This window comes from Pseudoalteromonas sp. 19-MNA-CIBAN-0066 (assembly GCF_040308705.1).
In the GTDB taxonomy this organism is placed as follows: domain Bacteria; phylum Pseudomonadota; class Gammaproteobacteria; order Enterobacterales; family Alteromonadaceae; genus Pseudoalteromonas; species Pseudoalteromonas nigrifaciens.
In genome coordinates this window covers 24,663-51,522 of sequence record NZ_JBEONZ010000001.1, presented here as the reverse complement: position 1 = coordinate 51,522, position 26,860 = coordinate 24,663, and the positions used below count along the sequence as shown (strand labels likewise).

Here is a 26,860-nt window from a genome sequence, read left to right as displayed (position 1 = left end):
CTAACTCTGCAAATATTACGCTTTTTCTAACAAGGTGCGAGCAACAGTACGCATGCCTTGTGTGGTAGCGCCTGCAGCCCATTGGTTAGTGCTGCTCATATTAAATGCAGCTGCCAGATCAATATGCACCCAGCCTTTGCCATCATTTGCTACAAAGCGCGATAAGAAACCAGCCGCATTTGATGCACCACCATAACCACCGCCTTTTTGCGCACGGCTGTTAGCTGTATCGGCATAAGCCGATGGGCAGTTTTGCTGATGCCACTTTTCAAGTGGTAATGGCCACGCAGCTTCCATTTCTTGAGAAGCAAAGTCTTCAACTTCACGTACTAGCTCTTTATCAAGTGCAAACAAAGCATTGTACTCTTGGCCAACAGCAACTAGCGCAGCGCCAGTTAGTGTTGCAGCATCAATAATTAATGGCGCACCACTCTCACCTGCGGCCATTAAGCCGTCAGCTAATACTAAACGCCCTTCAGCATCAGTATTTACAATTTCAACTGTAGTGCCATTTTTATACGTTAAAATGTCACCTAATTTATAAGCATGGCCAGAAATTAAGTTTTCTGCACAGCATAAAAACAGCTTAATACGTTTTTCAATACCGCGATTAATAGCCAGTGCCAAACCAGCCGTTACTGTAGCAGCACCGCCCATATCGCACTTCATGCCTAGCATACCTTCGCTTGACTTAATTGAGTAACCGCCTGAGTCAAACGTAATCCCTTTACCTACAAGCGCAGCGCTTACTGGCGCATTTGCGTCGCCTGTTGGGTTGTAATCAAGCTCAAGTAAAACTGGCGGGCGAACACTACCACGGCCAACAGCATGAATACCGATCCACTGTTGCTCTAATAATGCATCGCCTTTAATAATTTGGTAGCTCACATGCTCAGGCGCTAACGATTGAATAAATTCAGCGGCTTTTTCAGCAAGGCTTTCTGGGTAAATGTCATCGGCAGTACCGTTAACCATTTCGCGAGCCCAAATAGCTGAGGTTTTTAAGTTACCTAGCTCTTTAATATCTGACTGTGCGTTGTCAACAAAGGTAACGCCATTTAACGATTTAGGCGTTACAAACCCTTGATAAAACGCCCACTGGCTTTCGGTACACCAAGTATCGCCAGTTAGTTCAACAGCTTTTACGCCTTGAGTAGCAATAGTACGCGCTGCTTTTTGAACATTTTTTAATGTTTCTTGCTCAGATAAATGAACGGTTGCCCCGTGTTCATTAAAAGATAACGACGCGTTTTCGCCCCAATGGCTTGGTGCTGACTGCTCGCTTAGTTGAACAACAAATTTTTCACTCATGTTAGAATATCCTTGCACTTAAATGTGCCACCGAGTTTACTATAGAGCGCTTGAGTTCCCAACAGCTTGAGATAAATAACATAAATTACGCTACGGAAGTTATTATGAAGTACCAACCTGCCCTGCAATCAGCCACCTTATTAAAACGCTATAAACGTTTTTTAGCTGATTTACAGCTCAGTGATGGCTCAGAGTTTACCGCCCATTGTGCCAATACAGGTAAAATGACTGGCTGCGCTGAACCCGGTTTTAATGCTTTTTACTCCACCAGTACTAATAGCAAACGCAAATACCCGCAATCGTTAGAGCTCACCCAAAATAGTTTATCGCAACTTATTTGCGTTAATACCGCAGTGGCAAATAAAGTGGTTGCTGAAGCTATAAATGCCAATCTTATTAGTGAGCTTAGCAATTATGAGCAATTACAAAGCGAAGTTAAATATGGCAACGAAAACAGCCGTATCGACTTTTTACTAACCAGCGATGAGCGTCCTAATTGCTACGTTGAAGTTAAATCGGTAACGCTCTTAAGCCAAGATAACCCCCGCAGTGGCCAAGGCTACTTTCCTGATGCACCAACTCTGCGCGGGCAAAAACATATTCGCGAATTAATAGAGATGGTAGAGCAAGGTCATCGTGCAGTATTACTTTTTGTTGTACTGCATCAGGGAATAAATCAGGTAAGCGCTGCTGCTCATATAGACAATAAATATGCACAGTTACTAAATGAGGCAATTAACCAAGGCGTTGAGGTATTTGCATATAAAGCAGATATTTCTACCAATGAAATCATCTTAAAAGAGAAGCTCCCTTTTATATAATCATCATTTAATACAAAGTGTTGTAATTAGGTTTTGGTAAATACAAATATAAAGCAGCGGTAATGGGCTAAATATATAAAGTAAACTTTAAGTAACACCTTGTTTTTTAAATTTTAGCCCACATATATAGGCAAGTTTAGAAACCGATAGTGCGATTAAAAAAAGTACAAATATTACTTATCATACTTTTAAATCAATAAACGTGGTTACAGCTAATTCGATTAATTAAAAATAAATTTGCCTAGGGTATAAGATTCTGTTATTTATACCGCCGGCTAATGCTGAGGCATTAAATTAAGGATTTAGGAGAGAGTTATGCCAAACCAAAATAGATTAGGATTATTGGCTCAAGCCGGTTTAGAACCATACCAAGAAAAACCAGGTGAAGAGTATATGAATGAAGCACAACGTGTTCATTTTAAAACAATTTTAGAAACTTGGCGTAACGATTTACGCAACGAAGTTGATCGTACTAAATCGTATATGCAAGATGAAGCTGCTAACTTTCCTGATCCAGTTGACCGTGCTGCGCAAGAAGAAGAGTTCTCTTTAGAACTGCGTACTCGTGACCGCGAACGTAAACTGATCAAAAAAATTGAAAAAACAATCAACTTAATTAAAGAAGATGATTTTGGTTTTTGTGAGTCTTGTGGTATCGAAATTGGTATTCGCCGCTTAGAAGCGCGCCCGACTGCTGATTTATGCGTAGACTGTAAAACACTTGCAGAAATTAAAGAAAAGCAATCTGGACGTGGCTAATTAACTTATATTAATTAGTTATGTTTACTACAGCCGTTATTACGCCAACGCGTAAATACTGCGGTCGCTTTGCACCGTCTCCTTCTGGGCCATTACATTTTGGCTCATTAGTAGCGGCTGTAGGTAGCTATCTTGATGCTAAAGCTAACCAAGGAAAATGGTTAGTTCGCATCGAAGATATAGACACCACTCGCGTTGTAAAAGGCGCCGACATCGACATTCTAAATACCTTACAAGCCTATTCTCTGCACTGGGATGAAAACGTCGTTTATCAAACACAACGTTTAGATTTATACCAAGATGTTGTTAACTCTTTACACAATAAAAACCTTATTTATGCCTGTAGTTGCTCGCGCAAACAAATTAAAGCTATTGGCGGAATTTACCAAGGTCATTGTAAAAACCTGCACCAAGATATAACCCACAGTGCCCTGCGCCTTAGCCAAAGCTTTGCCACCAACCAATTTAACGATTTAATTCAAGGCGACATAAACGTTAATAACGCCTTTGCTGCTGAAGATTACATAATAAAGCGCAGCGATGGTTTATTTGCCTACCAGCTTGTCGTGGTAATTGACGATATAGACCAAGGGATCACGCGCATTGTTAGAGGGGCTGACCTAATTGAGCCTACCGTTCGCCAGATCAGTTTGTTTAAACAACTTAATAGCCCAGTCCCCCAATTTGCTCATTTACCCTTAGCAGTTGCAAAGCCAGGCTTTAAGCTCTCAAAGCAAAATTATGCGCCAGCAATTTGTAAGCAAAACCCTAAACCGGTACTTATCGATGTGTTCGCGTTTTTAGGCCTAGCAGTCCATAGCCAGCTTATGGACTTAAATATTGAGCAACTACTTGCATGGGGGGTAAATAACTTTAGCTTAAATCAAGTGCCAAACCTTGCTGAAATTCAAATTTAGCAGCCCACAACTCCCCGTGCGCAATAATTTAGACCTTTAAGTAAATAAAAATCGCTAAAAATGGCTTAATTTCAGTGCAGCAACTTAATTTTTAAACCTTGCTGGTATATGATAGCCGCCTAAATATATGCTATTTACATTAATCAGCCAGTAATAGGTTATAACACCTACATTTGCTGTAATTTTGATTGCAATGGCAAGTCAATCAACACCTTCTAGGAGACAGACTATTATTTCCAAGCTTTTTCAATTTTGTCGACAAATAATCGGCCCAAATGCCAGTGCCGAAAACACGGCAATAAGCAGCGAACCGCTAGTGATCTCACGAGGTGAACATGGTATTTCTCGTAAACAATTTAGCCCAAATGCAATCAAAGTTTTATACCGTTTAAAAGACGGTGGTTTTGACGCCTACCTAGTTGGTGGTTGTATTCGCGATGTATTGTTAGGTCAACAGCCAAAAGATTTTGACGTTGTAACAAATGCCACGCCAGAACAAGTTAAAAAGTTATTTAGAAACTGTCGTTTAATTGGCCGCCGCTTTCGTTTAGCTCACATTGTATTTGGTCGTGAAATAATAGAAGTAGCTACCATGCGCGGGCACCACGAAGCGCCAGAGGACAAAAACCAAATAAGCCAATCGAGTGAGCAAGGACAATTGCTACGCGACAACGTATTTGGCAGTATTGAGGAAGACGCAGAACGCCGTGACTTTTCAATCAATGCACTTTATTACTCAATTAACGATTTTTGTATTTACGATTACGCCAATGGTTTAGCCGCAATAAAAGCTAAACAAATTGAGCTAATTGGCGATCCAGAAACGCGTTACCGTGAAGATCCGGTGCGCATGCTACGTGCGGTACGCTTTGCCACTAAGCTAGATATGAAAATTGCACCAAACAGCGAAAAGCCGATGACTGCTTTAGCAAGTTTGCTAGATAACATTCCACCGGCGCGTTTGTTTGAAGAAATACTCAAACTGTTTTTAAACGGCAAAGCACAAGCTAACTACTTAATGCTGCGCAAATACGGCCTATTTAACTCACTGTTTCCAGAGCTAAACCGTATTTTAGATAATAACCCGGGCGGGCTTGAAGCCACTTTTATTGAAAACATGTTTAAAAATACAGACGATCGTATTAACGCAGATAAAAAAGTAACCCCTGCGTATGTATTTGCTGCGCTACTTTGGTTTCCGCTATTAGAGCGCACTAAAACAGTACAAAATGAAGAGCAGCTCTCTGAATACGATGCATTTTCGCAAGCAATTAATAGTGTACTTAGCGATAACGCCCAGCACATAGCTGTTCCTAAACGCTTTACTTTAGGCGCACGCGACATTTGGCATATACAGCATCGTTTAGATAAACGTGCCGGCCAACGTGCATACAGATTAACGCAGCAACCTCGCTTTAAAGCCGCATACGACTTTTTATTAATGCGTGTGGAGGCCGGCGAAACACAACATAGCGAGCTTGCTCAGTGGTGGACACAATATTTGAGCCTAGATATTAATGGCCAAAAAGAAATGGTAAGAACCTTGGGTCAGCCTGCGGGGCCAAAACCACGCAGACGCGCTCGCCGTCGTACACCTAAAAAGCCAACAGAGTAACTTCTATGCACTGTGTTTATTTAGGTTTGGGTGCCAATTTAAACTCACCAAAAAAGCAGCTTGATAACGCTATTGCCGCGCTTAAAAAGCTGCCAGATTGTGAATTTATAAGTGTTTCGCATTACTATGCGAGTAAGCCCATGGGCCCACAAGACCAACCTGACTATATTAACGCCGTTGCCTGCATAAACACTACGCTTAGCCCTGAAAAGCTGCTTGATTTAACCCAAGCAATTGAGCTTGAGCATGGCCGTGTTAGAAAAGCCGAGCGTTGGGGGCCACGTACTTTAGATATAGATATGTTATTGTTTGACGCACAAACAATTAATACCGAGCGCCTTATAGTGCCTCATTATGGTTTAACTGAACGTGAGTTTGTTGTGTATCCACTGCTAGAACTTGCGCCAAAACTTATTTTACCCAGCGGCATTGCACTACACACTATTGCAAATACATTACCGCTTAACAATTTACAACAATTACCACAGTAATTAACTAAGGCTTATGCCGGTGAGAAAATTATGTCTAAAATAACAGTTTCAACTTTAAATAAAATGAAAGCAGAAAAAAATAAAATTACTGCTTTAACAGCTTATGATGCCAGTTTTGCTAAGTTATTTCATGATAACGGCGTTGAAGTTATTTTAGTTGGCGACTCTTTGGGTATGGTATTACAAGGCGGCGACGATACACTTGGCGTAACTAATCAAGATATTGCCTATCACACTCGTTGCGTACGTGCGGGTAGCCGTGAGCTGTTTGTTATTGCTGATATGCCGTTTATGACTTATTCGAGCCCCAACGACACCTGTAAAAATGCCGCTGAGCTAATGCGTGCTGGTGCTAACATGGTTAAGTTAGAAGGGGGTGAATGGCTTTTTGAGAGCATTGAAGCCCTAACTCAACAAGGTATTCCTGTGTGTGGTCATTTAGGCCTAACGCCGCAGTCGGTACATGTGTTTGGTGGTTTTAAAGTACAAGGGCGTGCAGAAGAGCAAGCACTAAAAATAATTGCCGATGCAAAAGCCCTTGAAGCGGCTGGCGCACAATTATTAGTACTGGAATGTATTCCAAGCGCACTGGCAAAACGCGTTACCGAAGCATTAACTATTCCTACTATTGGCATTGGCGCGGGTAATACTACCGATGGTCAAATATTAGTAATGCACGACTTAGTAGGTATTTCTGCTGGGTTTATTCCTAAATTTTCGAAAAACTTTTTACTCGAAACAGGCAATATGCCTGAAGCCGTTAAAAAGTATTGTACCGATGTAAAAAGCGGTGCCTTTCCAAGTGCCGAACACGAGTTTAAATAATGCAGTCAATTACTGAAATTAAATCATTACGTAGCCAAATTAAAGCATGGCGTCAAGCCGGATTAAGCATTGCCCTAGTACCCACTATGGGCAACTTGCACTTAGGCCACTTTTCGTTAGTCGAAAAAGCAAAAATGATGGCCGATAAAGTCGTAGTAAGCATTTTTGTTAACCCTATGCAATTTGGCGCTAATGAAGACTTAGACAATTACCCTCGTACCCTTGATGAGGACAAGCGTGGCTTAGCCGATCTTGAAACTGATATTGTATTTACGCCAAGTGTAGAGACTATTTATCCTAATGGTTTAGCTGCACAAAGCTTTGTAGATGTACCTGATATTTCATTAGGTTATTGTGGTGGTTCACGCCCAGGGCACTTTAGAGGTGTGGCAACAGTTGTTACTAAACTCTTTAATTTAGTGCAGCCAGATTACGCTTGTTTTGGCGAAAAAGACTTTCAGCAGCTACAAGTAATTAAAACTATGGCTCGCGACTTATCGATTCCGGTTGAAGTTATTGGTGTATCAACTATGCGTGAAGTCTCTGGGCTTGCTATGAGTTCGCGTAATGGTTACTTATCGAATGAGCAAAAAAACAGTGCCACCGTACTTTTTAAAGTGCTTAATAACTGCGCTGAGCAACTTAAAAGTGGTAATACAGACTTTGCTACGCTGGAAGAAACAGCCAAACAAAGTTTACAGCAAGCTGGATTAAAACCAGACTATTTTTCGATAGCTCAACGAGATACGTTAAAAGCTGCTACACTCGATGATAACAAATTTGTCATTTTAGCCGCGGCCTATTTAGGCAGTGTTAGATTAATCGATAACCTTCAGGTTGAAGTTTAATATAACCGCGACTTTCATTTAAGGATAAGCATGCATACTTTAATAAAAATGAGCGCAGTAGCCCTTACATTTATGCTATTAGCAGGTTGTCAGAATAACGCTGGAAATCCAGAGTTAAATCAATGTGCACAACAAAACTATCAATGCGAAAGTAGTTGTGAGCAACAATCAACTGGCGAAGGTTTAAAGCAGCAAGTATGCTCAGCTAAGTGTGTTGAGAGCTATAATCAGTGTAAAGCACAAGCCGAAAACTTAGGTAACATATAAGTATTAAGCTTGTACCTGAACAGTAAATATAAAAAAACCGCTCAATGAGCGGTTTTTTATTGCGTATAATTTAGTGACTTAATTTAAGCCTAACTTTTTAAGCTCAACTTCAGCCAATTTGGCTGAAAGCGGTACATAACCGTCTTTTTCTACAATTTTCTGCCCATCTTTCGACAATACCATTTTTAAAAATTCAGCTTCAATTGGTGCTAATGGTTTATTCGGGTGCTTGTTCACGTAAAGGTATAAAAAGCGCGACAGCGGATACTTACCTTGTGCTACATTTTCAAGCGTTGCATCAACAAAGTGGCTGCCTTTTTTGGCCAGTGGAACTGTGCGTACACCAGAGGTTTTATAGCCTATTCCTGAGTAGCCAATCGCGTTCAATGAAGATGAAATAGACTGCACTACAGATGCTGAACCCGGTTGCTCATTTACGTTATTACGAAAATCGCCTTTACACAGTGCTTTCTTTTTAAAGTAACCATAAGTGCCTGATACCGAGTTACGCCCATACAATTGAATATCTTTAGCAGCCCATTCTCCAGTTAAACCTACGTCACTCCAGCGGTTAACTTGCTGCGTTGCACCGCACTTACGAGTAGATGAAAAAATAGCATCTATTTCATCAATACGTAGCCCTTCTATAGGGTTGTCTTTGTGTACAAATACCGCAAGTGCATCGATGGCAACCCGTACTTCTGTGGGTTTATAACCATGGCGTTTTTCGAATGCTTCAACTTCTTTTGATTTCATTTTACGGCTCATTGGCCCTAAATTTGCTGTGCCTTCGGTTAATGCCGGTGGCGCAGTTGATGAGCCAGCTGCTTGTATTTGAATATTTATATTTGGATAAATACGTTTATATTCTTCAGCCCAAAATGTCATCATGTTCGCTAATGTGTCTGAACCTACCGATGAAAAGTTCCCTGAAACACCACTAATTTTTTGATACTCAGGTAGTGCGTTATCCAAAGCGACTGCTTGTGCAGATACAAACGTTGTAACAGCCACACCCATTGCGGCAACTAAGTTTTTAAATTTCATGTGGGGTTCTCCAATTTGTTCGTCCCATTTTTTAACTGTGTTCACTGTAAATTGTGTAGATGACAGTGATATTACCCTTAAATGACACTTTTATGACTTGCCACTTGTTTGTACTGTGCTGCTCATAGGTACTATTTTATTACTTGAAAAATCAAAAGAAAAACACGAACCTTGACCCAAAACACTACTAATCTTTAACTGGCTATTGTGGCGAGTTAATACGTGTTTGGTAATTGCGAGCCCAAGGCCTGAACCACCTGTAGTGCGACTGCGCGCTTTATCTACCCGGTAAAAGCGCTCCGTTAAACGATTTATATGCTCAGGCGCAATACCATCACCATTATCGGTTACGCTAAAGCAAGCTCGATCGTTTTGACGCTGCCAACATATTGTTATTTTTCCGCCTGGTTTAGTGTAATGAATGGCGTTAAAAACTAAATTAGAGAATGCACTGCGCAGTTCATCTGCTGATCCGCTAATATCTAAGGAAGTATCAATATTAAAAATAAGCTGATGCTTTTTTTGCTGATTAATTGAGTTAGCTTCTGTTTGAATATAGTTAAGTAGTAAGGGTACATTAACCGCTTTATCGTTATTTTGCTTACGCGCACCTTCTATACGTGATAGTGATAGCAGCTGAGTAACTAAACTGTCCATGCGTTTGCATTGCTCAAGCATAGTATTTTGGGCTTTATTCCACATTGCGGGCGGTGGCATCATGTCGCTATCCATCATCTCAAGATAGCCTGTAACCACCGTGAGCGGAGTTCGCAGTTCATGCGACACATTGGCAACAAAGTCTTTGCGCATTTGTTCTAGTTGCTTTAAGCGGGTTACATCGCGTACTACTACCATTAACTGTGTGCTGGCATAGGGCATAACTCTAAACTCAAGTATTTGCTCTATGTTATGACCACTTTCAAGCTCCAGTGGCTCGGTAAATTGGCCGCGGTGCATATACTTAGCAAATTTAGGTTCACGAATTAAGTTATCCAGACGCTGCCCTTGATCTGTAGGCCACTGCAAGCCTAATACTTTTAATGCCAGTTGATTACACCAATAAATGCTTAAATCATTTTGCAGCACTATCACCGCATCAGGAATGGCTTCAGCACCATCACGAAAGCGATGAATTAATGCCGATAGTTCATTACGCTTTTTACGATTACGATGCTGCAGCTGATAAATACCTTCGAATACCTGCTCCCATGCACCCTCTCCTTCGGGCGGGTTAAAGCTTTGTTGATTAAGCAACCAATCACTTAAACGATAAAGTTGGTAGTAGTGCCAAATAAGTAGCGAAAATGAGCCTAAAAATAACAATAAAAATGGGGCACCTACTAACAGCCCTATTAGCAGTAAAGGTATAAAATAGATAAACAGCCGTTTAACTAAGGTGCGTTTATTAATAACTCTATACATACACTGTTACCTTAAAGTCGCTATCCATTGGTACTTAGTTAAGCTGCAAGTACATTATAATTTACTTGAAAAGCGATAACCTGCTCCGCGTACCGTTTGCACTAAGCGGTCATGTCCTAAGGGTGAAATAGCTTTACGTAAGCGGCGAATGTGTACATCAACCGTACGGTCTTCAACATATACGTTAGTACCCCAAACTTGATCAAGTAATTGCTCACGGCTATATACGCGCTCGGTGTGGGTCATAAAAAAGTGTAGTAATCTAAATTCGGTAGGCCCCATATCAAGCTCACTGCCACCTGAGGTAACGCGGTGCGAAATAGGATCAAGGCGCAGGCCATGTACGTCAATTGCTTCTTCTAATGAGGTGGGCGACACACGACGTATAACCGCTTTAATGCGGGCCATGAGTTCTTTTGGCGAAAATGGCTTAGTAACATAGTCATCTGCACCTACTTCTAGGCCGCGTACTTTGTCTTCTTCTTCGCCACGAGCGGTGAGCATAATTATAGGAATAGCGCGCGTGTATTCATTTTGTTTAAACTTTTTAGCAATTTGAATTCCGCTCCCCCCAGGTAACATCCAATCGAGTAATACCATATCAGGGTATGGCTCTACCATTGCCGCAATAGCAGAGTCATAATCTTCTGCTTCAATTGCCTGAAATCCATTTTGTTCTAAAACAAAAACCAGCATTTCTCTGATCGGTGCTTCGTCATCAACGACTAATACTTTACGTGACATTCCATTTATCTCTTAGCTATCGAATTTGTTTTCATTATTATGACTAAGTATGACACTTTTATGAAAACCTAGCGCGTAAGTTAAAATATAACAGTAAAAAAATACAAAATAGTGACAAAATAAATATTTACACGCAATTATAGCGATAAAGCAAAGCGTATAGCAGGATCATTATTTTACTAACATTGCGTATTAAAGTAGCCAACTTTGCTCGCTTAAATAGCATGCGCTAACCTAGTAATACAATTATGATCAGCATTGTGATGATCTTAAATTAAAAGATCAGAGTTTTATTAAGTAGATCCTTCCAGGGATCAGTATTATACCTAGTGAAATAGCTAAGCTGATGATTGTTTGTACTATTCTTTTATTTAATAATGAATTTAAGCGCCAACTAGGGCTAAAATACCGGTTTACTTAGTAAAGTAATGATCTCAAACTGATCACGTTAGTAATTCAGTGATCCTAATTACCTGCTGTTAGTAAGATATTGATCCCTAAACGGCATAAAAAAAGCCAGTGACAATGCAACTGGCTTTAGTAAAAAGTCTAAAATGATCAATTATTTAATGCGTGGGTCTAACTCGCCGCTTAAATACTTAAGATGCATTTCATCTAATGAAATTGGTTTAATTTTGCTAGCTTGGCCTGCTGTACCAAACGACTCATAACGCGAAATACAAATATCGGTCATGGCTTGAGTTGCTGCCGCTAAAAATTTACGCGGATCGAAGTTTGCCGGATTAAGCGCCAAATGGCGACGCACCGCACCGGTAGATGCTAAACGTAAGTCTGTATCAATATTAACTTTACGTACGCCAAACTTAATCCCTTCAATAATTTGCTCTACTGGCACACCGTAAGTTTCTGGAATTTCGCCACCGTACTGATTAATTATTTCTAACCATTCTTGTGGAACCGATGATGAGCCATGCATTACTAAGTGAGTATTTGGAATACGTGCATGAATTGCTTTAATACGATCAATCGCTAAAATATCATCCGTTGGTGGACGAGTAAATTTATACGCACCGTGCGATGTACCACAAGCAATTGCCAGCGCATCAACATGGGTTTTATTTACAAAGTCAGCCGCTTCTTCTGGATTAGTTAGCATTTGCTCAGTGGTTAATTTACCCTCTGCGCCAATCCCATCTTCTTCGCCTGCTTCACCTGTTTCAAGCGAACCTAAAACACCCAGTTCGCCTTCAACAGAAACACCACACGCATGTGCCATTTCTACAGTTTTACGGGTTACTTCTACGTTGTATTCGTAGCTTGAAGGTGTTTTACCATCGCTCAATAATGAGCCGTCCATCATTACTGATGAAAACCCAAGTTGAATTGAACGCTGACATACACCCGGTGATGTACCGTGATCTTGATGCATAACCACTGGAATATGTGGCCACTCTTCAACCGCTGCTAAAATCATATGACGAATAAATGGGGCACCAGCATAAGCACGTGCGCCTGCAGAACCTTGCACAATTACAGGGCTATTGGTTTTGTCAGCCGCTTCCATTATTGCGCGCATTTGCTCTTGGTTGTTAACGTTAAAAGCAGGTACGCCATAACCATGCTCAGCGGCATGATCCAGAAGTTGTCGCATACTGATTAAAGCCATTGGGTTTTCTCCAATTTTTTGATAGCAGTTCTCTGCCATCTAGTTTGAACGGATGTGTTAGTTTGGCGCAATCACTGCGCCACGAATTAGTACTGATAAACAGTAACTAACGCGTAAAAATCAATTATTAAATTAGGGTGAGAGGTATTTAATAATTAATTATTGCGGATGAAGTAACCTCCATCCGCTTACGCCTAAATAAAATAAATTACTTAGCGCGCGATTCTAGCATTTCAACTGCTGGTAGCTTTTTGCCTTCTAAAAACTCTAAAAACGCACCACCACCAGTAGAAATATACGATATTTTATCGCTAATGCCGTACTTATCAATTGCCGCTAAGGTGTCGCCACCGCCTGCAATCGAAAACGCATTTGAATTAGCAATAGCTTGGGCAATAGCACGAGTACCGTTACCAAATTGGTCAAACTCAAACACGCCAACAGGGCCATTCCATACTACAGTACCTGCATTAGCAATTATTTTTGCCAGCTTGTTTGCTGTATCTGGGCCAATATCAAAAATCATATCGTCGCTGGTAACTTCACTTACATCTTTAAGTGTTGCTACTGCTGAGTCTGAAAACTCATTACCTACAACAACATCAGTCGGTACTGGAATTTCACCATTGTTAGCAACAGCCGCTGCGCATAAGCGATTCGCTTCATCCATTAAATCAGCTTCGTAAAGCGATTTACCAACAGGATAACCCGCCGCCGCAATAAAGGTATTAGCAATACCGCCACCGGTTACTAGCTGATCAACAATTTTTGATAGTGAATCAAGCACTGTTAATTTAGTAGACACTTTTGAACCACCCACAATCGCCACTAATGGGCGAGCTGGGTTATCAAGTGCTTTGCCAAGAGCTTCAAGCTCTGCCGATAATAATGGCCCTGCACACGCAACATCTGCAAATAATCCTACACCATGGGTAGAGGCTTGTGCGCGATGCGCCGTACCAAATGCATCCATTACGTAAACATCACATAATGCTGCAAGTTGTTTAGATAGCGCTTCGTCGTTATTTTTTTCGCCTTTGTTAAAGCGTACGTTCTCAAATACCACCACTTCGTTATCAGCAAGTTCAACACCGTTTAGGTAGTCTTTTTCTAAACGTACTGTTTGCTCTAGGGCATCGTTTAAGTAATTAACGACAGGAGCAAGAGAAAACTCTTCGTCATATTCCCCTTCCGTAGGGCGGCCAAGGTGTGACATAACCATTACTTTTGCGCCTTTTTCAAGGGCTAACTTAATTGTTGGTAGCGCCGCACGAATACGCGCATCTGACGTCACTTTACCTGCTTTAACGGGTACATTTAAATCTTCACGAATTAATACACGCTTGCCGTTTAAATCTAAATCTGCCATTTTTATGACCGACATGAACATCTCCTTAGTTAACGATACTAAACCCAATAAAAGGCGGTTATTTTATATTAGTTATTTTTTCTAACGCGACCATTGCACGCGCAGTGTCGAGCATTCGATTAGCAAAACCCCACTCGTTATCGCACCAAACTAGTAACTTTATCAGTCGTTTATGACTAACTCGTGTTTGGGTACCATCTATAATACAAGAATGTGGATCATGATTAAAATCAATCGATACTAGTGGCTCTGCGGTGTAACTTAAAATGCCTTCAAGGCGATCTTTAGCTTGTGCTTTAAGCGCGTTATTTACTGCATTTAAATCTACATCGGTATTAACCGTTACACTTAAATCCATAGCCGTTACGTTAATAGTAGGCACGCGTACAGCAATGGCTTCAAAGCGGCCTTTAAATTTAGGTAAAATACGGTCTATACCGCGGGCTAGTTTTGTATCAACTGGAATAATAGATTGGCTGGCTGCGCGTGTACGGCGTAAATCGTGGTGGTAGGCATCAATTACCGGCTGATCGTTCATCGAGGCATGTATTGTAGTAATAGCACCCGATTCAATACCAAATGCATCATCTAACACTTTAATAACCGGCACTACACAGTTAGTAGTACACGAACCATTAGAGACGATAGTGTGCTCTGGTTTTAGCTCATCGTCGTTAATACCATAAACAATAGTGGCATCAACATCGTTATCAGCTGGATGCGAAAACAACACTTTTTTAGCGCCTGCGGTTAAATGTAGCTGTGCATGTTCGCGCGAGTGATAAACCCCAGTACATTCAAGTACTACGTCTACACCTAAGGTTTTCCAAGGTAATTCCGCCGGATTTGGCTCACAGAAAAGAGCAATAGCATCGCCTGCTACGCTAATGGTGTCCTCACCAAGCTTTACAGGAAAAGAGAAACGACCATGAGAGGTGTCGTATTTTAATAAGTGAGCAATAGCTTCAGGGTCAGCAAGTTCGTTAATCGCAACAATTTTTATCTCGTTGCTCAAACCTGATTCGTATAACGCGCGGACAATATTTCGACCAATACGACCAAAACCATTAATTGCAAGTTTGATTGCCATGAAATATAAAATCCACTCTTTTTGCGTGCAGATAAAGGCAATGTGCCTTTTAGATGGCGGTATTGTAATCGACCTTGAGCTTTATTATAAGAGGGAGCGATTAGAAACTTTAAATAAATGATAAGTTAAATATGTAACTCGCGGCCATTCGTTGTCAGAACTTTGCTTAATAAATTGCTCCCAGAGCAAAACAACGCCTGCCATTTTCACGCTAGCAATAACGCTACTATAAACAAAGCTAGTCGCCGTTAGTAACCAACCAGCAAAACCCTATAGATTTAAGCTTCTGTTAAATATAGCATTATTAATTTTTCAATCGCTATTTTATTTTAATACAAAAAACTTTAACTGCATATTTTGACGCTACAGCTGGATACTTATCCATTTAGTATCTACTGCGCATAAGTAAAAAATGTCCCCCTGCCGCTCTGGTTGTTTTTTGAACAATGTTGACTATTATATAATTACTGCTACGCACATTCGCTTAAGCAACACTTTAAGGAGCAAGGTTATGAACAGTAGTCATGTTTCACTCTCCAACAGGTTAGTTTTACATCAGTTTCTAGCCATTTTTATTGCTATATGCGCATTTAATACCAACGCACAGCAAACCAAATCAGAAAAAAATGAATTGGCACGCATGCAAGCACAATTGAATGCTGAGGTTATGTCTAGACCCTTTTTGGCTGAAAAGCCTGAAGAGGTCGATGCTTATATAAAAAGTATGCTAGAGAAAAATATTAAACCTGAAGAATACAAAGGCACTTATTGGCGTAACGGCTATACCTGTCGAGATCTACTCAGATATAACTGGACTCAGTATCGTAATTGTCGTTACTACTACCGTTATCACGGCCGGTATTATTAGAGTAATGATTTTAGTTAATCTGTCTGATCCATAAATTCAAATTAGAAGGAAATTACTATGATAATGCATCAAATATATATTGTACTGTTTGCTGTTTTTACGCTTTTTATTTCGGGTTGTGGAGCAATTCATACCTCAATAGCTAAAAAAGATTTGGATGTACAAACCAAGCTCAGCACTTCTATCTTTGTTGATCCTGTTCCATCACAACAGAGAAAAATTTATATGGAGGTTCGATCTGCAGTAATGGAATTTGATCGTAATGTGTTTAGACAATCCCTGATCACTCAAATAGAGAGTAGTGGTAATGGCTATCAAATTGTCGATAGCCCTAGTGATGCGCAATACAGTATGAGTGTTTTTGTACGTAACTTAGAAAAGGCCTCTCCTACAGCAGCTGAAAACTATTTAAGCAGGGGTTACGAAGGCGTTGCTGCAGGTTCTGCAGTAGCATTTGCATCTGGTAGTGGATATCGCGGGGCCGCAGCCGGTGGCATAATTGGTGGCTTAGTTTCAACTGCCACAAATGCGTTTGTTAAAGACGTAACCTATCTTTTGGTGGCCGATATTCAAATAAAAGAGCGAGCTCGTAGTGGCGTAATAGTGCGTCGTGATTCAAAGACCAATACTAAAATATCTGACGATGGCGCAACAACTCAAACTTACTCAGAAGCAACTGATCAAAAAGAATACCGAACCCGTGTGGTCACCACGGCTAATAAAGCAAATTTAGAACTTGAGGAGGCCCAGCCACTTATGTTTGAAAAAACAGCCTACGCAATGGCTTCTTTTTTCTAATAATAATAACTAAAAGTACGGCATTATAGTGCCGTGCTTTTATTTTACTTCTTGATTATCTAATCTTAATTACTCTCTAATCTCTAGGCATTTTCAAAACAAATGTAACTACAAAATAAAACTGGCACCCAATAATTTAAATTATTGATGATAAAGTAAATAATAATTAATTATTGCCTTAAGGGTAGCCCCTAAGGCTTATATAACAGTTATTTATCACCTAAATACTCTGCCATTATTTGTTCAATTTTTTGATCTTCTGCAAGCCTTAATAAAACTAAGTTAACGTCGTTAACTAGTTTACTGTCGGCTCTAAATGCGAAGCCGTAACCTTGCTTATAATACTCCGCACTTGGAATATGAATATTCTCTGCTTTATGTTTATTTTTATAAAACAACAATTGTGGACGGTCAAAAACAACGCCATCAACACTTTTATCTTTTAGTCTTTCCATGGCTTGGCTTAGGTTATTTACCAATACTTTTTGGCCTTGATGTTCTTCAATAAAGCCTATAGCTGGCGAGCCTGCTGATGCTGCAATTTTTTTACCTGGAAATTGTTCAACTTGTGTAATAGTAGAACTGCTAAAGCTTGATACGGTAAGAGTACTGGCAATACCTGCAATCATTGATGTAGCAAAAATTAATGAAATAATCATCCAACAACCAGCTACAACTCGTCCTTTTAAGCTCACCGGTGCCATGTCGCCATAACCTGTTGTACTCATAGTCACTATGGCTAGCCACATACCGTTAGCTATCCCTCTTTTTGGATCTGCAGGAAACTGCTCTGGAGAATGTTTGCGCTCAGCAAGCCAAAAGAGCAGCCCAACAATGGCTAGTAAAGATAAAAATATGGCAACAGCAATTAGTAATTGCATGCTAAAAAAGGGTTTTATTTTACCCCAAATACTGGCATTTTCATCGCGCGAGGCAATAGTAAGACTCGATTGGTAATAAGGCTGAGAAAACAGAAACTTTTCCACTCGCTCCGAGGTAATACTAATCGGCCCAGCAAGTAAATCAACTTCGCCTTGCTGCAAAGCGGTAAGTGCCTCATCAACCGTAGTAAAATATTTATATTGGTATTCCCAATTTTTTTTATCGGCTATATTTTCCCAAATTGTAAGTGAAATCCCCTCTAGTGAATTATTTTGGGGATTGTGTATAACAAAGGGAGCATCCCCCGCTACACCAACGGTCAAACCTGTCTCTGGCAAAGCACTTTGAGCATGCACCGATAAGGTTAAAATTGCCATAAGGCTTAAAGCGCCTACACGTAATGAATTTAATATTTTTGTTAGCATAAAAACTCAATTGTTTGGGGTGATGTGAATAGCTTATAAGCTCACAAACATACTAATAGAATATGTATAAGGTTACGAAAGTGTAAAATAGTTTCAAGCTAAGGTCAAAAATAGCTTGATTTAGCGCTTAATTTTCAGATGGTAGCCTTAGCTTTCAGATAAAAATAAAAGCCAAGTACGGTGTTTAAAATGCATAAACACTATTTATTAAAGAGGTTAAGAGTGCATAAAGTAGTGATTTAAATCGTAGCAAATAAAGCTAGCAACTAAACAAGCTCCCTCACTTTTAATCCTCTGCCACTACTTATTTGATGGCACTGCGCCAAAAATAACTCTGCTGTGGCTTGTGCGTCGGTAAGTGCGTGATGACAATGATAACTAGGCAGTTCGTAGCGATTACGACATTCGTTTAACGTTAAATCATCTTGCTTTATTTCGACGCCTTGATGTTGCAGGCGCTTTTTTTCTATTTGTAAGGTGCAGAGTATTAGTTTTGGCCGCGTAGTAATATTGGCATTTTTAAGCGCTAGTTTTAAAAAACCCCAGTCGAGCATGGCATTATGAAACACTAAAATACAGTCATTAAAGTGCTCACTAAGGTGCTCTAAAATACTATGTAAACTTTGCCCTGCAGCTACATTATCATTATTAATGCCGTGATAAACTGGGCTTTGTGCCAAGTTTTTAACCTCTTTATTAATTAAATGCTGCGACTGACTCATTTTTATACATTGATTTTCTATAACCACCCAAGCTAGCGACACTATTTCGTGCTGCTTGGCGTCAAGCCCAGTTAGCTCTAAGTCAATCACTAGGTAGCGCTGCTTTAAAGCAGCATGTGCCAGTAGCTGTCGCCTTTTAAAATAACGGGTAATTATGCGCTTAACCATAATGTTTATTACTCGCTTTGTGCGCCGCTTTTTTATAAACAGCCATGCTATAAGCTACCACGGGCAAATTTAAACACAGCGGCTTGTTGCGCTTGTTTTACCAGATAAAATGCTTCTTTTAGTTGGTGGCGCTCTAAAGAGTTTAATTGGTCGGGGTTAATACAATTACTGGGCAGCCCTTCTTGATTTATTTGCGTGCTTAATCGCAGCTGGGTTAAAAAACGCCAGCAATCTTTTAGGTTATAAATATCTTCTTTGCTGAGTAAAGTGTGTTTTAACAATGCGTCTAAACGCTCTTGGGTATTGGCACGGCGAATCCCCGCTCTTAATGCATATAAACGCACTATGTCGTTAATTATTACTACGCCACGTTTTTTTAAGTCGATATATTTATAGTTTTTTTCTGTTTTTTCGGTTTTAAAATTATTAAACAAGCCTATGGGCACGCTGTTTGAGTCAATGTCGTTGGCCATGGCGGCGTAAAATAATTCGTTGCGTGACATGTGCGTAAGCTGCTCATAAAACTTACTATAAAGTGTGTGTGAGCCTTCGATAAAGCGTAAATCAAAAAATATTTTACAGTTGAGCATGGCTTGAGGGGTTGGGCTGCTTATCCATTTAAAAAAGCGCTCGCGCCAGTCACTAATACTCATTCGGCACAACTCGCTACTGGCCATTATATTGCCAGGGCAGCGTCTAATGCCGCACTCTACTAAGTTTTCGCAAACATATTCCCCCATGCCTTTAAAGTAGGCTAACTCATCGTCATTTAAACCATCGGGTAATAATAAGCCATTATCTTGATCTGAATGTAGGGTTTGTTCTTCACGGGCTTGGGAGCCAAAACAAATAAAACTAAAACTACTTGGTGCTACTCCATGTTCTTGTTGATACAAGTAAATTAGCCGCGAGGTGAGTGCATCGGTTAGGCCACTGAGTAATTTGCCAATTAGCGATATGTCGTCAATATTATACGAAAAGCCGCGCAGCAACTCTGGGATCTCTTTGGCGTAGCGTTTTAAATCGACAATAGCGCGCGCTTTATAAATACGACCTATAAGTTGTACCGGGTCGCTTTTTTGCTGGCGTAATAAATCGGTACTGGTGATCATTCCCAAAGGTTTGTGGTTTTCGTCAAGTACTGGAATATGATGAATATTATGTTTAAGCATTAGGTGCAGCGCTGAAAAAACCCGGTTATTTTCAAAAATAAACTTGGGTTTTGCTGTCATTATGCTGCTTACGCTTTGCTGTGGATCAACTTCATCTGCCAGTACCCGATTACGTAAGTCGCGGTCGGTTACTACCCCAACTAAGTGCGCATCTTGGGTGATCATAATAGATGACACACCATACTCTTGCATTTGTTTTGCCGCGTGGCGAATACTCGAATCTGGCGTTAAAGTAATGGCTTTTCGGGTCATTAACTCTGATATTTTTCTCTCCGACCAGCTTTCAGTTTTACTTTTATAATGTGATGAGAGTAAGCGGTTTGCATGAGCGCGAACAAAATATTGCTCAAACGGTTTATATTCACGGCGCAAATAATCAAACGGCTCCTGAGGCAGCATATACACTATGCCCTCTTTTTGTACTTCCAACCTGTTTTGCATCGCCTCACCGGTTAATAACGATGGAAAACCAAAATAATCACCTTGTGCTAAACGCGTAACTATATCGCCTTTACTATCCACTAAATCGTATAAGCCTGAGCGAATTAAAAATAACTTAGGATGCTCACTTTGCAGCCATTGTGCTTGGTTTTCACGGTTGAGGTAAGCAATATCAAGGTGCTTTACAAAATAACTGCAAGCACTCGCCTCAAGCATGCTAAACGGGGCCTGCATAGTTACAAATTGGGTTATATCTTGCTGCTCTGCACTCATAGTTACGCTCGTTAAGTGATTTATATAAGGTTTAATGTAATCATTTATTAAACAAATAAAAAGCCCGACTTAAGTCGGGCTTTTGGTACTTTTATTGCCTGTTAAGCAAATAGATTTAGTGATCGTGAGCTTCACTAGATCCTTTAGGATTACGAATACCTTCAACCAACTGCTGAATTTCCAGTGGTGTCGGTTTAGTAAATTTAAGTACTATTGCAGCAACTGCAAAGTTAATTATCATACCCACTAAGCCAATACCTTCAGGTGAAATACCTAAAAACCAATGCTCGGCACTATTAAGCTCTGGGCTAACAAATTTAAAGTAAATAATATAGCCAGCGGTAAAACCAATACCCGTTACCATGCCAGCAATTGCACCTTCTCTGTTCATTGCTTTAGAGAATATACCCATAATAATAGCTGGGAAGAAACTCGCTGCCGCTAAGCCGAAGGCAAATGCGACCACCGATGCCACAAACCCTGGCGGGTTAATCCCAAAGTAGGCGGATATAACAATAGCGACCATGGCAGCTAACCTCGCTGCGAGTAATTCTTGCTTATCGCTAATATTGGGCTTAAGGGTTCGCTTGAGTAAATCGTGCGATACGGAGGTAGAAATAACTAACAGTAAACCTGCGGTTGTTGATAATGCTGCTGCAATACCACCGGCAGCAACTAGGGCAATAACCCATGCTGGTAAGTTAGCAATTTCAGGATTAGCAAGTACCATAATATCGCGGTCAACATCTACTTCATTAGCACTGTTTGGATCGTCAATGCTGCCTGAAGTGTAAAACATTTTGCCATCACCATTTTTATCATTAAAAGTAATTAAGCCGGTACGTTCCCAGTTTTTGATCCACGTTGGTGCTTGTGCATACTCTGTACCGCTACCATCTTTACCGTTAATAGTATCAACCATGTTTACGCGAGCAAATGCAGCAACTGCTGGTGCTGTAGTATAAACAATAGCAATAAACACTAAGGTCCATGCCGCTGATATACGCGTATCTTTAACACGAGGTACAGTGAAAAAGCGAACAATTACATGTGGTAAACCTGCAGTACCCACCATTAATGCACCGGTAATAGCAAATACATCAATCATGCTCTTAGAGCCTTCGGTATACTGAGAAAAGCCTAATTGCGAACTTATGCCATCTAGCTTATCAAGTACATAAGCACCTTCTCCGCCAATTAATGTGGCACCAAAACCAGTTTGTGGCAAAAAGTGACCTGTCATCATCATAGAGATAAAAATAGCCGGTACTAAGTAAGCAAATACCAGCACACAATACTGTGCAACCTGCGTATATGTAATGCCTTTCATACCACCTAAAACAGCATAAAAGAATACAATAACCATACCTATGTATACACCGGTTTCAATTTCTACTTCTAAAAAGCGGGAAAAAACCACGCCTACGCCACGCATTTGCCCTGCAATGTAGGTAAAACAAATGAATATGGCACAAAAAATAGCAACTAAACGCGCTGTACGTGAGTAGTAACGGTCGCCAATAAAGTCTGGCACAGTAAACTTGCCGAATTTACGTAAGTAAGGCGCTAAACACATGGCAAGTAATACATAACCACCTGTCCACCCCATTAAGTAAACGCCGCCGTCGTAACCCGCAAACGAAATAATACCCGCCATTGAAATAAACGACGCCGCGCTCATCCAATCGGCAGCGGTTGCCATACCATTAGCTAAGGGAGGTACGCCGCCACCCGCTACATAAAACTCTTTAGTTGAACCCGCTCGGGCCCAAATTGCAATGCCGATATAAAGCGCGAAGCTTAAACCAACAATTAAAAACGTGAGTGTTTGAACATCCATTGCTTAGCTCCTATTCGTCTACGCCATATTTTTTATCTAACGTATTCATTTTGACTACGTACACAAAAATCAAAGCCACAAAGGTATAAATTGAACCTTGCTGGGAGAACCAGAAGCCAAGTTTAAACCCAAAAAAACGTACTTCATTAAGTACATCAACCAGTAATATGCCAAAACCAAATGACACGACAAACCACACTGCTAATAATTTAAATAACAGTGAAATATTTTCCGCCCAATAAGCTTTTGCTTGTTCTTCATCTTTAAAAGCCATTTTTATTTTCCCCTTTAAGCATCACTAAAAAGTAATGAGTGGTTTATTTTTCATCTACCAATTTAGCAACGCAATGCAAATATTGAATTGCGACCATAGTCGTAACAGCTTGTTAACTTCTAAGTAAAGAATCAGTGTTTAGCAGATGTTAAAATTAAAAAGCATTACTTTTCAGCTATTTAAAAATTTAATTAGAGAAGGTTTGTTAATATTTTGCAAGAATTTAGATTACATGCGACATTAGTCTTATACTGTATTGCTATAATTTAATGTTTATAAATAGTAATTAAAAACAATAACTTAAACTTATAAATAAATATCGCACCCACACTTAATTCAAGCTCTGGTATTGTGTATAGTCCATGCTAGTTGAGTGCATATTCAAAAAGGTTTAATAAATACATGACTGCCGTACTAATTTTTGTTGCTTTGAGCTATATAGGGGTGCTGTTTTGGCTCGCAAGTTGGGGCGATAAAACCACGCCTTTGGCTAAACGTATTAGTCATCACCCTTTTGTGTATGCATTTTCACTGGGTATTTATTGTACATCTTGGACCTACTACGGCTCGGTAGGAACTGCAGCCACAAGCAGTTGGAGTTTTTTGCCAATATTACTAGGCCCCGCATTATTATTTTTTTTCGGCCAAGGCTTTTTACGTAAATTAGTTTTAGTGAGTAAAAAGCAAAATATTACTACCATTGCCGACTTTATTTCTGCCCGTTATGGCAAGCGCCAAACCACCGCTATTATGGTGACTTTAATCGCGCTACTAGCGACTATTCCGTATATTGCGCTGCAATTAAAAGCGCTCAGTTCGAGCTTTTTACTGCTGCAAACAAGTAATAAAATATCTGGAGATATAGTCGCCCTGTCGGCAACTTTAATTATGGCGTTATTTGCGATATTTTTTGGCACTCGAAAAGTTGATGTCACTGAATATCGTTCAGGGCTAATGCTTGCTGTAGCGTTTGAATCTCTCATAAAATTAATTGCACTCATGGCGGTGGCTGGGCTGGCTGTGTATTCTTTATTTAACTTACCTGAGTCTTATGCTAATCAAGTAGACGAGCCTTTGTGGACACACTGGGCCGACTTTGACTTTTTTAGTTTTAACTTTATTGGCCAGTCATTAATGGCTGCGGCGGCTATTATTTGCCTACCGCGTCAGTTTCATGTAACCGTGGTCGACAATCAAGACAAGCGTCATTTATTTACCGCGCGCTGGGCGTTTCCACTGTACTTATTACTTACCGCAGCAATGATTTTTCCAATAGCAACTGCCGCTATTCACCCAGAAATAGGCCGTAGCTTTTCACCCGACAGCTTTGTGTTAGCCCTGCCAATGCTGCACTATAATGCCTTTTTAACCACCTTCGTTTTTATTGGTGGCTTGTCGGCCGCCACTGCTATGATAGTGGTAGCAACACTCACTTTAAGTACTATGATTTCAAACGATGTAGTACTGCCCCTAATACTGCGTCGCAAATTTAAACGTAACTTAATAACCACCAGCTATAGATCGAGAATACTATTAGTACGACGCTTTGCTATTGCCGGTATTTTAACCTTGGCTTATTTTTATCAGCATTGGTTTGGTCACGGAAGTGCATTAGCGAGCATGGGCTTGGTGGCATTTTCGTTAGTAACCCAATTATTACCCGCTATTGTAGGTGGTTTATATTGGCGAAAAGGCCATGCTTATGGCGTTTATGCGGGCTTACTTGCAGGCTTTATATGCTGGGTGCTGTTTTTAATTCTGCCTATTTTAGATGCTGGCAACACGCTAAATAACGAGCTACAACAAACCCTTATGACCCGCGGCACGCTGATTGCGTTATTTGCTAACATAGGTTGTTATATTAGCTTTTCGTTAGGGGCTGAGGAGCGATTAATTGATAAAATTCAGGCTGCTGCATTTGTTAACCCAAAAGATCAGACTATTTTATCAAAGCGTTTAAATAAAGATGTTAAAGCCACAGTATACGACTTTAAAATACTGCTACAGACCTTTTTAGGTATTCAGCGCAGCCAGCAAGTATTAGCCAATTATGCCCTAGCCCATCATTTAAGTGACAACAACGCGCACCCCAAACCTGAGTTTATTGCTTATTGCGAACGTGCGTTAACCGGTGTGCTTGGTGCATCGTCGGCTCAGGCATTAGTGCACACTGTATCGTCTGGTAAGCGCATGGCATTTGAAGAAGTGGTTAACTTTTTTGATGAAACCACCCAAGCACTGCAGTTTAATCAAAACTTATTGTTTACCTCGCTTGAAAACTTAAGCCATGGTCTTTCTGTGGTCGACAAAGATTTAAAACTTGTTGCTTGGAATAAACGCTATAGCGAAATGTTTAATTACCCTGAAGGCTTTTTAGAAGTGAGCCAACCGGTAGAAGACATAATACGTTATAACGCAGAGCGTGGTGAATGTGGTCCAGGCGAAATAGAACGCCATGTAGATAAGCGGGTTCGTCATTTAAAAAATGGCACCTCGCATCATTTTATTCGCCACCGCCGCAACGGCCAAGTGTACGAAATGATAGGTAACCCTTTGCCTGATGGCGGCTTTGTTACCAGCTTTTCAGACATAACAACACATATTAATACTCAAAATGCGCTGGAAGAAATTAATATCGATTTAGAAAACCGCATCGAGGCGCGTACTCAAGAAGTACAAACCATTAATAAAGACCTTCAAGCGCAAATAGATAGCCGAGTTCAAACTGAGCAGGCGCTAACTTTAGCCAAACGTGAGGCCGAAAAAGCCAACGACAGTAAAACCCGCTTTTTAGCACTGGCGAGCCACGATATTTTACAGCCATTAAATGCCGCGCGTTTATACCTTGCCGCCATTGACGAAAAGCAGCTCAATAGCACTAATCAAAATAATCTTGATAAACTAGGAGACAGCCTAGACTCTACCGTGCATTTAATGTCGGCACTGCTCGAAATAGCCAAGTTAGAACAAGGCGCAATGGCGCCTACACCACGCCACTTTTGTATTGACGATATTTTGCAACCGCTTAAAAGCGAGTCGAGTATTTTACTCAGTGTAAAAGGGTTATCGTTCAAAGTGCTTTCTAACCAACAAATAGTGCACAGCGATATTACTTATTTACGACGCATTATCCAAAACCTGCTCTCTAATGCAATTAAGTACACACAAAGTGGTAAAGTTTTAATTGCCTGTAGAAACCGTAAACATAGCCTGCGCATAGAAGTATGGGATACAGGACAAGGGATCAGTGAAGTAGAGCAAGCTAAAATTTTTAATGACTTCTACCGGGTTGAGGCTGGCGACAATAAAGGCATAGGCTTAGGTCTAGGAGTAGTAAAAAGAATGGCTGACTTACTCAGCTTACCGCTTGATGTATGCTCAGTGCCCAATAAAGGCAGCCGCTTTAGTATTGAAGTACCTTATGGAGATGCAAAATTTGTACAGCATAAAAATATTCCTAATAGTGTAATGGAAAACCGCGCCGCCATTAATATTGTTGCCGTTGACGACGATCCTGCTAATCTAGCTGCCATGGCAAGCTTACTCAACAAATGGCAAGCCAATTACACCTTATTTGATAACGTTGAACAGGTGCTTGCGCACGCTAATGAGCACAGCGCACCCGATGTGATTTTAATGGATTACCAGTTAGGTAATGATTGCGACGGCATAACACTTATAAAAACCCTGAGAGATATTTGGCAACACCAAGTCCCTGCTATTTTAATAACAGCGGTGCGCGATGAAGAGCTTAAACTAGAAACTAAAGCGGCTAATATTCATTACCTAAGTAAGCCTATTAAACCGGGCAAACTAAAAGCGCTGCTGAATCACAGTACTTAAA

The 26,860-nt window shown here is 40.4% G+C and carries 23 protein-coding genes; 11 read left to right on the top strand and 12 right to left on the bottom strand.

Going from position 1 to position 26,860, the window contains the following annotated elements; genetic code table 11:
- Positions 1 to 15: 15 nt before the first annotated feature.
- Positions 16 to 1,311, bottom strand: coding sequence for an aminopeptidase PepB (gene pepB / locus AAEZ18_RS00225; RefSeq protein WP_011327307.1), 1,296 nt, complete (start codon positions 1,309 to 1,311; stop codon positions 16 to 18).
- Between the two features lie 104 nt (positions 1,312 to 1,415).
- Between pepB and sfsA the strand changes: the two genes are divergently transcribed.
- From sfsA to AAEZ18_RS00185, 8 genes are all read left to right on the top strand, one after another.
- Entirely contained in the window at positions 1,416 to 2,132 is a 717-nt protein-coding gene (gene sfsA, locus AAEZ18_RS00220) for a DNA/RNA nuclease SfsA (protein ID WP_350593939.1), read from the top strand.
- Positions 2,133 to 2,447: 315 nt separating this feature from the next.
- Positions 2,448 to 2,891: an RNA polymerase-binding protein DksA gene (dksA, locus tag AAEZ18_RS00215; protein WP_011327305.1), complete on the top strand. Its 444-nt coding sequence runs from the start codon at positions 2,448 to 2,450 to the stop codon at positions 2,889 to 2,891.
- 20 nt (positions 2,892 to 2,911) lie between these two features.
- On the top strand, positions 2,912 to 3,808 hold the full coding sequence (gluQRS, locus tag AAEZ18_RS00210) for a tRNA glutamyl-Q(34) synthetase GluQRS (RefSeq protein ID WP_350593941.1): 897 nt from the start codon (positions 2,912 to 2,914) through the stop codon (positions 3,806 to 3,808).
- A 193-nt stretch (positions 3,809 to 4,001) separates the two neighbouring features.
- A complete protein-coding gene (pcnB, locus tag AAEZ18_RS00205) occupies positions 4,002 to 5,423 on the top strand; it encodes a polynucleotide adenylyltransferase PcnB (RefSeq protein ID WP_080516806.1) in 1,422 nt (473 codons plus the stop codon).
- A 5-nt stretch (positions 5,424 to 5,428) separates the two neighbouring features.
- Entirely contained in the window at positions 5,429 to 5,914 is a 486-nt protein-coding gene (gene folK / locus AAEZ18_RS00200; protein ID WP_011327302.1) for a 2-amino-4-hydroxy-6-hydroxymethyldihydropteridine diphosphokinase, read from the top strand.
- Positions 5,915 to 5,944: 30 nt separating this feature from the next.
- A complete protein-coding gene (panB, locus tag AAEZ18_RS00195) occupies positions 5,945 to 6,739 on the top strand; it encodes a 3-methyl-2-oxobutanoate hydroxymethyltransferase (protein WP_306287496.1) in 795 nt (264 codons plus the stop codon).
- A complete protein-coding gene (gene panC / locus AAEZ18_RS00190; RefSeq protein WP_208834617.1) occupies positions 6,739 to 7,587 on the top strand; it encodes a pantoate--beta-alanine ligase in 849 nt (282 codons plus the stop codon). Before panB ends, panC begins: the two co-directional genes overlap by 1 nt.
- Before the next feature lie 30 nt (positions 7,588 to 7,617).
- On the top strand, positions 7,618 to 7,854 hold the full coding sequence (locus AAEZ18_RS00185; RefSeq protein ID WP_011327299.1) for a hypothetical protein: 237 nt from the start codon (positions 7,618 to 7,620) through the stop codon (positions 7,852 to 7,854).
- A 78-nt stretch (positions 7,855 to 7,932) separates the two neighbouring features.
- On the opposite strand, the gene AAEZ18_RS00180 is transcribed toward AAEZ18_RS00185, so the two are convergent.
- The 6 genes from AAEZ18_RS00180 to epd all read right to left on the bottom strand — a co-directional run bounded on the left by AAEZ18_RS00180 (position 7,933) and on the right by epd (position 15,153).
- Positions 7,933 to 8,901: a PstS family phosphate ABC transporter substrate-binding protein gene (locus AAEZ18_RS00180; RefSeq protein ID WP_011327298.1), complete on the bottom strand. Its 969-nt coding sequence runs from the start codon at positions 8,899 to 8,901 to the stop codon at positions 7,933 to 7,935.
- Between the two features lie 90 nt (positions 8,902 to 8,991).
- Positions 8,992 to 10,323, bottom strand: a complete 1,332-nt coding sequence (phoR, locus tag AAEZ18_RS00175; RefSeq protein ID WP_350593943.1) for a phosphate regulon sensor histidine kinase PhoR — start codon at positions 10,321 to 10,323, stop codon at positions 8,992 to 8,994.
- Between the two features lie 54 nt (positions 10,324 to 10,377).
- Positions 10,378 to 11,067: a phosphate regulon transcriptional regulator PhoB gene (phoB, locus tag AAEZ18_RS00170; protein WP_011327296.1), complete on the bottom strand. Its 690-nt coding sequence runs from the start codon at positions 11,065 to 11,067 to the stop codon at positions 10,378 to 10,380.
- Between the two features lie 562 nt (positions 11,068 to 11,629).
- Positions 11,630 to 12,694, bottom strand: coding sequence for a class II fructose-bisphosphate aldolase (gene fba, locus AAEZ18_RS00165; RefSeq protein WP_011327295.1), 1,065 nt, complete (start codon positions 12,692 to 12,694; stop codon positions 11,630 to 11,632).
- A 208-nt stretch (positions 12,695 to 12,902) separates the two neighbouring features.
- The gene (locus tag AAEZ18_RS00160) at positions 12,903 to 14,078 is read right to left on the bottom strand and encodes a phosphoglycerate kinase (protein ID WP_011327294.1); all 1,176 of its coding nucleotides are present in this window, start codon (positions 14,076 to 14,078) and stop codon (positions 12,903 to 12,905) included.
- A gap of 43 nt (positions 14,079 to 14,121) precedes the next feature.
- The gene (gene epd / locus AAEZ18_RS00155) at positions 14,122 to 15,153 is read right to left on the bottom strand and encodes an erythrose-4-phosphate dehydrogenase (RefSeq protein WP_089367797.1); all 1,032 of its coding nucleotides are present in this window, start codon (positions 15,151 to 15,153) and stop codon (positions 14,122 to 14,124) included.
- Between the two features lie 511 nt (positions 15,154 to 15,664).
- Here epd and AAEZ18_RS00150 point away from each other — a divergent pair.
- Positions 15,665 to 16,021, top strand: a complete 357-nt coding sequence (locus AAEZ18_RS00150) for a hypothetical protein (protein WP_011327292.1) — start codon at positions 15,665 to 15,667, stop codon at positions 16,019 to 16,021.
- 57 nt (positions 16,022 to 16,078) lie between these two features.
- Positions 16,079 to 16,819, top strand: a complete 741-nt coding sequence (locus AAEZ18_RS00145; RefSeq protein ID WP_011327291.1) for a complement resistance protein TraT — start codon at positions 16,079 to 16,081, stop codon at positions 16,817 to 16,819.
- 209 nt (positions 16,820 to 17,028) lie between these two features.
- On the opposite strand, the gene AAEZ18_RS00140 is transcribed toward AAEZ18_RS00145, so the two are convergent.
- The 5 genes from AAEZ18_RS00140 to AAEZ18_RS00120 form a co-directional block, all read right to left on the bottom strand.
- A complete protein-coding gene (locus tag AAEZ18_RS00140; RefSeq protein ID WP_115121833.1) occupies positions 17,029 to 18,126 on the bottom strand; it encodes a transporter substrate-binding domain-containing protein in 1,098 nt (365 codons plus the stop codon).
- A 266-nt stretch (positions 18,127 to 18,392) separates the two neighbouring features.
- Positions 18,393 to 19,016 (bottom strand): 3'-5' exonuclease, encoded by a 624-nt coding sequence (locus AAEZ18_RS00135; protein ID WP_350593945.1) that lies wholly within the window; start codon positions 19,014 to 19,016, stop codon positions 18,393 to 18,395.
- A 47-nt stretch (positions 19,017 to 19,063) separates the two neighbouring features.
- Positions 19,064 to 20,902 carry a putative nucleotidyltransferase substrate binding domain-containing protein gene (locus tag AAEZ18_RS00130; RefSeq protein ID WP_089367795.1) on the bottom strand — a complete coding sequence of 613 codons (1,839 nt, stop codon included), beginning with the start codon at positions 20,900 to 20,902 and terminating at the stop codon, positions 19,064 to 19,066.
- A gap of 115 nt (positions 20,903 to 21,017) precedes the next feature.
- Positions 21,018 to 22,742 (bottom strand): sodium:solute symporter family protein, encoded by a 1,725-nt coding sequence (locus AAEZ18_RS00125; protein WP_011327287.1) that lies wholly within the window; start codon positions 22,740 to 22,742, stop codon positions 21,018 to 21,020.
- Between the two features lie 10 nt (positions 22,743 to 22,752).
- Complete coding sequence (locus AAEZ18_RS00120; protein ID WP_011327286.1) at positions 22,753 to 23,016, bottom strand: DUF4212 domain-containing protein; 264 nt, start codon at positions 23,014 to 23,016, stop codon at positions 22,753 to 22,755.
- A gap of 402 nt (positions 23,017 to 23,418) precedes the next feature.
- Here AAEZ18_RS00120 and AAEZ18_RS00115 point away from each other — a divergent pair, with 402 nt between their 5' ends.
- Positions 23,419 to 26,859: a PAS domain-containing hybrid sensor histidine kinase/response regulator gene (locus AAEZ18_RS00115; protein WP_350593947.1), complete on the top strand. Its 3,441-nt coding sequence runs from the start codon at positions 23,419 to 23,421 to the stop codon at positions 26,857 to 26,859.
- Position 26,860: the final 1 nt, after the last annotated feature.